1 protein-coding gene and 1 pseudogene are annotated in these 1,595 nt (G+C 61.9%); both read right to left on the minus strand.

The genetic code is table 11. The annotated features are described in order from the left end of the window. Positions 1-373 (minus strand): annotated as a pseudogene (locus D9C15_RS33705) (transposase); the annotation flags it as partial. 220 nt (positions 374-593) lie between these two features. Then, positions 594-1,232, minus strand: a complete 639-nt coding sequence (locus D9C15_RS09500; RefSeq protein WP_127997215.1) for a hypothetical protein — start codon at positions 1,230-1,232, stop codon at positions 594-596. Between the last annotated feature and the right edge of the window lie 363 nt (positions 1,233-1,595).

The following is a 1,595-nucleotide window of genomic DNA, read 5'->3' on the forward strand; positions in this document are numbered from 1 at the left end:
CGCGCTTGAAGATCTGTTCGCCCAGGCCGTGCCGCTCCAGCAGGTGGCGGAACTTGCACACCGTCGTCTCGTCGGGCACCGGCTCTCGGCCCAGGTCGATCCCGGCGAAGCGGCGCATCGAGTTGGACTCGTAAAGCGCGTCCTCCAGCGTCGGGTCACCCAGGTTGAACCACTGCTGCAGGAAGTGCAGCCGCAGCATCCGCTCCAGCCCGATCGGCGGGCGGCCGCGCCCGACCTTGGGGTAGTACGGCTCGATCAGCGCGCATAGCTCGGCCCACGGCACCACGCGGTCCATCTCGAGCAAAAACGCTTCCCGGCGCGTCGTCTTGGCGTACTTCTCGAACCCACCCTCGGCCAGCGTCGTCTGCTTCATCGCATCATCTCCTGCGTTGACTGCGCAACGCAGAGCACTACCATGCGGATGACTTAATCAGACCTTCCTTCGGAGGCCTAACGTTTGAGCTGAGGCGACCGCCGCGGGTTGGCGCTTGGGCCGCGAGCCCGATGATATGCACCACGGGTACGCGGCCCAAGTGCCAAGCCGTGGAGGGTCGCCTCGAGCGAAGGGTTAGGCGGCGCTTTACTGCGCAGCCCTACGGCTTGAGTTGTACTTCTACCAGTTCACGAACCCAGTTGTTGTAGCCATCCTCGTACTCAGTGCGAACAACAGCTCTTGCCGTTGGCGCGTACCAGAGCACAGTCTTGGAGCGGCCACTGCTGCGATTCGCGTCGTTGTTCCAGAAGTTCTTCGCTTCCAACCGAAACGCATCGAATGTTCCCGCCTTCACAGTCACCGGTTCGTATCCGGTCACCTCAACGTTGCCTTCGACTCGGCCTTTACCGGAGTTTGACTTGTTCGCAAAGCTGTACTTCATGCTCCACTTCTTGCCAACCTCGAGAGGAAAGCTTAGGAAGCGTGGATTGCCGGTGATGACGTTGACAGTAGATTCGATTGGATTGAGTTCCGTGGTAACCCGGAACGTCCCAGAGTTCTCGGTACCTTCGATGACGCCGTTGGCTACCGCGGTGACGGTTCGTTCAACCTCAGCCTCCGTAGCACCCGTTCGCTTGTCCTTCTGCTCGGTCTTCCAACGGTCGCCAACCTTCACATCCGGCAACTCGGCCTTCTCTCCAGCAGTTAGCGCTGGGTACGGTGACATCACCAAGGCGATCGCCAATCCGACGCGGGAGAGTGCGATGCGGCGGTTGCTCGGGTCAGAGTAGTGGCTCATGGCACCTCCTGAAGTGCTGCAAGCGGCATATGTGCGGTGCCGCGCCGCCTAACGTTTGAGCTGAGCGGACGCCGCAGGCAAGGCGCTTGGCCCGCGCAGCGGATGATGGCACTGCCCGGTGCGCGGGCCAAGCGCCTTGCCTGTGGAGGTCCGCTCAAGCGAAGGGTTAGGCGTCACGCGAGACGCGAGCTCAGTAGTTGGGGCTTCGTTTGGACTTGGTTGCACGGTAGGCGCCGTTACCCTTGGGCGACGTCCATGTGCCGTCTAGAGTCCTTCCGTCGGCCGAGAGCACAAGGACCAGTTGACCAGCATTCTCCTTGGCGCGCCAGTCGGCAACGAGCTTCCGACCAGTGAGCGTTCCGG

Source organism: Piscinibacter defluvii (assembly GCF_004011805.1).
Lineage (GTDB): Bacteria > Pseudomonadota > Gammaproteobacteria > Burkholderiales > Burkholderiaceae_C > Piscinibacter > Piscinibacter defluvii.

Coding starts and splice junctions, on each gene's coding strand:
- D9C15_RS09500 (WP_127997215.1), bottom strand. CDS start 1,232: ATGAGCCACTACTCTGACCCGAGCAACCGCCGCATCGCACTCTCCCGC.